This window comes from Glycomyces dulcitolivorans (assembly GCF_003265355.1).
Taxonomy (GTDB): Bacteria; Actinomycetota; Actinomycetes; order Mycobacteriales; family Micromonosporaceae; genus Glycomyces; species Glycomyces dulcitolivorans.
The window spans coordinates 1-8,049 of sequence record NZ_QFRW01000213.1; the positions used below are offsets into that span (position 1 = coordinate 1).

2 protein-coding genes are annotated in these 8,049 nt (G+C 67.6%); both read left to right on the forward strand.

Annotation, left to right across the window (positions count from 1 at the left end):
* The first annotated feature begins 579 nt into the window (after positions 1-579).
* Entirely contained in the window at positions 580-4,011 is a 3,432-nt protein-coding gene (rpoB, locus tag DI269_RS14815; protein ID WP_112137122.1) for a DNA-directed RNA polymerase subunit beta, read from the forward strand.
* Positions 4,012-4,097: 86 nt separating this feature from the next.
* A complete protein-coding gene (locus DI269_RS14820; RefSeq protein ID WP_112137124.1) occupies positions 4,098-7,985 on the forward strand; it encodes a DNA-directed RNA polymerase subunit beta' in 3,888 nt (1,295 codons plus the stop codon).
* Positions 7,986-8,049: the final 64 nt, after the last annotated feature.

Genomic DNA, 8,049 nt, shown 5'->3' on the forward strand with positions numbered 1-8,049 from the left:
CCGCCGCCGCGGCCCCGTGCCGCGCGTCCGCGCTGCGCGCTCGGCGCGCCCGGGCCGAAGGGGCGCATCCGGGCGAATTAGACGCCTGACTTGACGAAGTGTGACTTGATCCTGCAAACTAGTTCCTCAAGCGCCACTCCGTGGCGCGCGCAACGCCCCCGTGTTCCGGATCTCCTCCGGGCGCTGCGGGAGCGGGCGATCACGGGCCGCGAGCGGCGGTCCGGAGGCAGGACAGCACTGACGGTCCCCGCGGGGACCGGCCCAGGACCGGGAGGGACTTCGGCAGCCAGAGAGATGGTCGTCACCACTTACCCCGCCGCACGGTGGGGCAGTTGACAGTCTGCCGGAGTGTACGCTAGGGTAATAATTTGCGCTGCCTCCTTCACGCCTTCTTGACGCGGTGAGGGTCGCGGACGGTGGGGATTCCAGGTTATCGACCGACCTTAAACGTCATGCCGTACTCGGCATGTCCGTTCGATTCGATGCCCGTTTCCGGCTGTCCTCGTCGATCCCGCATCGATGCGGTGTTTGTGGCATGCGCCGGCCGTCGTAACACTCAGGTCCTCGGAAGGACGAATCTTGGCAGCTTCCCGCACTGGCAAGACCAGCTCCAGCAAGAGCAAGCACGCACCTCGCCGCATCTCGTTCGGCAGGATCGAAGAGAAACTCGAAGTCCCGAACCTTCTGGCGCTCCAGACCGACTCGTTCGACTGGCTCGTCGGCAACGAGACCTACCGCGCCCGCGTGGCTGAAGACGCGGTGAGCGGCCTCGACGAGATCCTTGAGGAAATCAGCCCGATCGAGGACTTCTCGGGCACCATGAGCCTGTCCTTCTCCAACCCTCGCTTCGACGAGGTCAAGGCCCCGATCGAGGAGTGCCGCGAGAAGGACCTCACCTACTGCGCCCCGCTGTTCGTCACGGCGGAGTTCATCAACCACACCACCGGCGAGATCAAGAGCCAGACGGTCTTCATGGGCGACTTCCCCATGATGACCCCGAAGGGCACCTTCATCGTCAACGGCACCGAGCGCGTGGTCGTCTCGCAGCTCGTCCGCTCGCCCGGCGTGTACTTCGACAAGCAGCCCGACAAGACCTCGGACCGCGACCTCACCAGCGCGAAGGTCATTCCCGGCCGCGGCGCGTGGCTCGAGTTCGACGTGGACAAGCGCGAGACCGTCGGCGTTCGCGTCGACCGCAAGCGCCGCCAGGCCGTGACCGTGCTGCTCAAGGCGATCGGTTGGGACAACGACCGCATCCGCGAGCGCTTCGGCTGGTCCGAGCTCATGATGGCGACCCTGGAGAAGGACACCATCAACTCGCAGGACGAGGCCCTGCTCGACATCTACCGCAAGCTCCGCCCGGGCGAGCCCCCGACGAAGGACAACGCGCAGTCGCTGCTGGAGAACCTGTTCTTCAACAAGAAGCGCTACGACCTCGCCAAGGTCGGCCGGTACAAGGTCAACAAGAAGTTCGGCCTGGACCACCCGATCTCGACCGGCGTCCTCACCGAGGACGACCTCGCGTCGACGATCGAGTTCATGCTGCGCCTCCACTCGGCCGAGCCGGGCTACGCGCCCGACGACATCGACCACTTCGGCAACCGCCGCCTGCGCACCGTCGGCGAGCTCATCCAGAACCAGATCCGGGTGGGCCTGTCGCGCATGGAGCGCGTCGTGCGGGAGCGGATGACGACCCAGGACGTCGAGGCGATCACGCCGCAGACCCTGATCAACATCCGCCCCGTCGTGGCCGCGATCAAGGAGTTCTTCGGAACCTCGCAGCTGTCGCAGTTCATGGACCAGGTCAACCCGATCACGGGCCTGACCCACCGCCGCCGCCTCTCGGCGCTCGGCCCGGGCGGTCTCTCGCGGGACCGCGCCGCCATGGACGTGCGCGACGTTCACCCGTCGCACTACGGCCGCATGTGCCCGATCGAGACGCCCGAAGGCCCGAACATCGGCCTGATCGGCGCCATGTCGACCTTCGCCCGCGTCAACCCGTTCGGCTTCATCGAGACGCCGTACCGGAAGGTCGAGAACGGCAAGGTCACCGACGACGTCCAGTACCTGACGGCCGACGAAGAGGACCGCTTCACGATCGCCCAGGCGAACCAGCTGCTGAACGAGGACGGGTCGTTCATCGACGCCCAGGTCCTCGCCCGCGGCCGGGGCGGCGAGGCCGAGCTGCTGACCGCCGACGAGATCGACTACATGGACGTCTCGCCGCGCCAGATGACCTCGGTCGCGACCGCGCTGGTGCCGTTCCTGGAGCACGACGACGCCAACCGCGCCCTCATGGGCGCGAACATGCAGCGCCAGGCCGTGCCGCTCATCAAGACCGACTCGCCGCTGGTGGGCACCGGCATGGAGTACCGCGCCGCGGTGGACGCCGGCGACGTGGTCGTCGCCGAGTCCGACGGCGTCGTGGAGGACTCCAGCGCCGACTACATCACCATCGCGCAGGACAACGGCATGCGCCGCACCTACCTGCTGCACAAGTTCCGCCGCTCCAACGCGGGCTCGTGCATCAACCAGGTGCCCCTCGTCACCGAGGGCGAGCGCGTCGAGGCCGGCCAGCCGATCGCCGACGGTCCTTCGACCGACAAGGGCGAGATGGCCCTGGGCAAGAACCTGCTGGTCGCGTTCACGACCTGGGAGGGCCAGAACTTCGAGGACGCCATCGTGCTGTCCTCGCGCCTGGTCGAAGAGGACGTGCTCACCTCGATCCACATCGACGAGCACGAGGTCGACGCCCGCGACACCAAGCTGGGTCCGGAGGAGATCACCCGGGACATCCCGAACGTCGGTGAGGAGATGCTCTCCGACCTGGACGACCGCGGGATCATCCGCATCGGCGCCGAGGTCGAGGACGGCGACATCCTCGTCGGCAAGGTCACGCCCAAGGGCGAGACCGAGCTGACCCCGGAGGAGCGCCTGCTCCGCGCGATCTTCGGCGAGAAGGCCCGCGAGGTCCGCGACACGTCCCTGAAGGTCCCGCACGGCGAGGCCGGCACGGTCATCGGCGTCCGCACCTTCAGCCGCGAGGACGGCGACGAGCTGTCCCCGGGCGTGAACGAGCTGGTCCGCGTCTACATCGCGCAGAAGCGCAAGATCGGCGTGGGCGACAAGCTCGCCGGCCGCCACGGCAACAAGGGCGTCATCTCCAAGGTGGTGCCGCAGGAGGACATGCCGTTCCTGCCGGACGGCACCCCGATCGACATCCTGCTCAACCCGCTGGGCGTCCCGGGCCGAATGAACATCGGCCAGGTACTGGAAGTCCACCTGGGCTGGGCGGCGAAGACGGGCTGGAAGCTGGAGGGCTTCGACGAGGCCTGGCAGCAGGCCCTGAAGGCGATCGGCGCCGACGAGGCCCCGGCCGACTCGAAGGTGGGGACGCCGGTGTTCGACGGCGCCCACCCCGACGAGGTCCAGGGCGTCCTGGCGAGCACGCTCCCCAACCGCGACGGCCAGCGCATGGTGGCCCCGACGGGCAAGGCGCAGCTGTTCGACGGGCGTTCGGGCGAGCCGTTCCCGGACCCGATCTCGGTCGGCTACATGTACATCCTGAAGCTGAACCACATGGTCGACGACAAGATCCACGCGCGTTCGACCGGTCCGTACTCGATGATCACCCAGCAGCCGCTCGGCGGCAAGGCCCAGTTCGGCGGCCAGCGCTTCGGTGAGATGGAGTGCTGGGCCATGCAGGCCTACGGCGCGGCGTACGCGCTGCAGGAGCTGCTGACGATCAAGTCCGACGACGTCGTGGGCCGTGTCAAGGTCTACGAGGCGATCGTCAAGGGCGAGAACGTCCCCGAACCGGGCATTCCCGAATCGTTCAAGGTGCTGCTCAAGGAGCTCCAGTCGCTCTGCCTCAACGTGGAGGTGCTGTCCGCAGACGGGCAGGCCATCCAGATGACCGAGAGCGACGACGAGGTCTTCCGCGCGGCTGAGGAGCTCGGGATCGACCTGTCCCACGAGGAGCCCTCAAGCGTGGACTTCGAGAGCGCCTGACGTCGAGTGGGGGCGGCGCAGCAGCCGCCCCCGCCTTACGTCTCATCCCATCCTTAACAAAGCAGCACAAGGGGAAGAAGAGTTCAGTGCTCGACGTCAACTTCTTCGACAAGTTGAAGATCGGCCTCGCCACCGCGGAGGACATCCGGCAGTGGTCTCACGGCGAGGTGAAGAAGCCCGAGACCATCAACTACCGGACCCTCAAGCCCGAGAAGGACGGTCTCTTCTGCGAGAAGATCTTCGGTCCGACCCGGGACTGGGAGTGCTACTGCGGCAAGTACAAGCGCATCCGCTTCAAGGGCATCATCTGCGAGCGCTGCGGCGTCGAGGTGACGCGCTCGAAGGTGCGCCGCGAGCGCATGGGCCACATCGAGCTCGCCGCTCCCGTCACGCACATCTGGTACTTCAAGGGCGTCCCCTCGCGCCTGGGCTACCTGCTGGACCTGGCGCCGAAGGACCTCGAGAAGGTCATCTACTTCGCGGCTTACGTGATCACCGCCGTCGACGACGAGGCGCGCCAGCGCGACCTCCCGACGCTGGAGAACGAGATCGTCGCCGAGAAGCGCCACCTGGAGCAGCAGCGCGACGCCGCGATCGAGGAGCGCGCTTCGAAGCTCGAAGCCGACCTGGCCGAGCTGGAGGCCGAGGGCGCCCGCGCCGACGTCCGCCGCAAGGTCAAGGACGGCGGCGAGCGCGAGATGCGCCAGATCCGCGACAAGGCGCAGCGGGAGATCGACCGCCTCGACGAGGTCATGGACACGTTCCGCAAGCTCGACGTGCGTCAGCTCATCGGCGACGAGATGCTCTACCGCGAGCTCCAGCAGCGCTTCGGCGAGTACTACACGGGCGGCATGGGCGCGGAGTCCATCAAGAACCTGCTCGAGAACCTGGACCTGGACGCCGAGACGATCCACCTGCGCGACGTGATCGCGACGGGCAAGGGCCAGAAGAAGCTGCGGGCGCTCAAGCGCCTCAAGGTCGTGGCCGCGTTCCAGGCCACCGGCAACTCGCCGCTGGGCATGGTGCTCGACTGCGTGCCGGTGATCCCGCCGGAGCTGCGCCCGATGGTGCAGCTCGACGGCGGCCGCTTCGCGACCTCGGACCTGAACGACCTGTACCGCCGAGTCATCAACCGCAACAACCGGCTCAAGCGCCTGATGGACCTCGGGGCTCCCGAGATCATCGTGGCGAACGAGAAGCGCATGCTCCAGGAGTCGGTGGACGCGCTGTTCGACAACGGCCGCCGCGGGCGTCCGGTGACGGGTCCGGGCAACCGCCCGCTCAAGTCGCTGTCCGACATGCTCAAGGGCAAGCAGGGCCGGTTCCGCCAGAACCTGCTCGGCAAGCGCGTGGACTACTCGGGCCGTTCGGTCATCGTGGTCGGTCCGCGTCTGAAGCTGCACCAGTGCGGTCTGCCCAAGCAGATGGCGCTGGAGCTGTTCAAGCCGTTCGTGATGAAGCGCCTGGTGGACCTGAACCACGCGCAGAACATCAAGTCGGCCAAGCGCATGGTCGAGCGCGCGCGCCCGGTCGTGTGGGACGTGCTCGAAGAGGTCATCTCCGAGCACCCGGTCCTGCTCAACCGCGCGCCCACGCTGCACCGCCTCGGCATCCAGGCCTTCGAGCCCCAGCTGGTCGAGGGCAAGGCCATCCAGCTGCACCCGCTGGTGTGCACCGCCTTCAACGCCGACTTCGACGGCGACCAGATGGCCGTGCACGTCCCGCTGTCGGCCGAGGCCCAGGCCGAGGCCCGCATCCTGATGCTGGCGTCGAACAACATCCTCAAGCCCTCTGACGGCAAGCCGGTGGCCCTGCCCACGCAGGACCAGATCATCGGCCTGTACTACCTGACGCACGAGTCCTTCGGGCGCGTCGGCGAGGGCCGGGCGTTCTCGGACGTCGGCGAGGCGCAGATGGCGAAGGACCGCGGCGAGCTGGACCTCCAGGCGCCCATCCGGATCCGTCTGGACGGCATCGAGACGATCAACAACGGTCCCGGCAAGGACGCGTGGACGGCTCCCGAGGACTGGACCCCGGGCGAGCCGCTGCTGGTCGAGACGACGCTGGGCCGCGTGTTCTTCAACGAGTGCCTGCCGCCGGACTTCGAGTACGTCAACTACGAGGTCCGCAAGGGCCAGTTGTCGAACATCATCCACGACCTGTCCGAGCACTACTCGAAGGTGCAGCTGGGCGCGTGCCTGGACGCTCTGAAGTCCGCGGGCTTCAAGTGGGCCGGCTGGTCCGGTGTCACCATCGGCATCGAGGACGTCGTGGAGCCGGCGCACAAGGCCGAGATCCTCGAGAAGTACGAGGCCGACTCGGCGAAGATCGACAAGCAGTACATCCGCGGCCTGATGACGGCCGAGGAGCGGCGCGGCGAGCTCACCGAGATCTGGACCAAGGCCACGGCCGAGGTGCTCGACGACCTCAACGAGACGCTCCAGCCGGAGAATCCGCTGTGGCAGATGATCAACTCGGGCGCGCGGGGCAACATGCTTCAGCTCCGCCAGATCGCCGGCATGCGCGGCCTGGTGGCGAACCCGAAGGGCGAGATCATCCCCCGCCCGATCAAGTCGTCGCTGCGCGAGGGCCTGACGGTGCTCGAGTACTTCATCTCGACCCACGGCTCCCGCAAGGGCCTCGCCGACACCGCGCTGCGGACCGCCGACTCGGGTTACCTGACCCGTCGTCTGGTGGACGTGTCGCAGGACGTCATCATCCGCGAGGACGACTGCGGGACCGACCGGGCGCTCGACTTCCAGGTCGGCGTCGTGGTGGACGGGCGCTTCATCGTGTCCGACCAGGTCGAGACCGCGATCGACGCCCGCAACCTGGGCGACGACGTCGAGGTCGACGGCAAGGTGCTCCTGGAGCGGAACACGCCGCTGAACTCGGACCACATCGACCAGCTGGTCGCCGCGGGCGTCGAGTCGGTCAAGGTCCGCTCGGTCCTCACCTGCGAGTCCCGCCAGGGCGTCTGCGCGGCCTGCTACGGCCGTTCGATGCCGACGGGCGAGAAGGTGGACCTCGGCGAGGCCGTGGGCATCATCGCGGCCCAGTCGATCGGCGAGCCCGGCACCCAGCTGACGATGCGCACCTTCCACACCGGCGGTGTGGCGGGCGACGACATCACGCAGGGTCTGCCGCGTGTGCAGGAGGTCTTCGAGGCCCGCATTCCGAAGGGCAAGGCGCCGATCGCGGAGGCGAGCGGCACCGTGCGCATCGAGGACGCGGAGAAGAGCCGGAAGATCATCATCACGCCGGACGACGGCTCCGAGGAGATCGTGGTCGAGAAGGTGCCGCGTCGTCTGCGCCTGCGCTTCGGCGACGGCGAGCACACCGAGGTCGGCGAGAAGCTCGTCGAGGGCACCATCGACCCGCACGAGCTGCTGCGCGTGCTCGGTCCGCGGAAGGTCCAGCGCCACCTGGTGGAGCAGGTCCAGGACGTGTACCGGTCGCAGGGCGTGATGATCCACGACAAGCACATCGAGATCATCGTGCGCCAGATGCTCAAGCGGATCACGATCATCGACTCGGGCACCTCGGAGTTCCTCCCCGGTTCCCTGGTCGACCGCCTCGAGTTCGAGGAGCAGAACCGCAAGATCATCGCCGACGGCGGCGAGCCGGCCTCCGGCCGCCCGCAGCTGATGGGCATCACCAAGGCCTCCCTGGCGACGGAGTCGTGGCTGTCCGCGGCCTCGTTCCAGGAGACCACCCGGGTGCTCACCGAGGCCGCGATCTCCGGCAAGTCCGACTCGCTGGTCGGCCTGAAGGAGAACGTGATCCTCGGCAAGCTGATCCCGGCCGGTACCGGCATCGCCAAGTACCGCAACGTCTCCGTCGAGCCCACCGAGGAAGCCAAGGCCGCGGTCTACTCCCTCGGCGGCTACGAGGAGTCCACCGCCTCGGCCTTCGCCTACGGCGGCGGCCCGGCCGTGAGCCTCGAAGACTCCTACGACCTGGGGACGTTCTAAGCAACACCCGCCGATTCCCGACGGCATGCAAGAAACCGGTGGGCCGGTGGCGCTTCGCGCCACC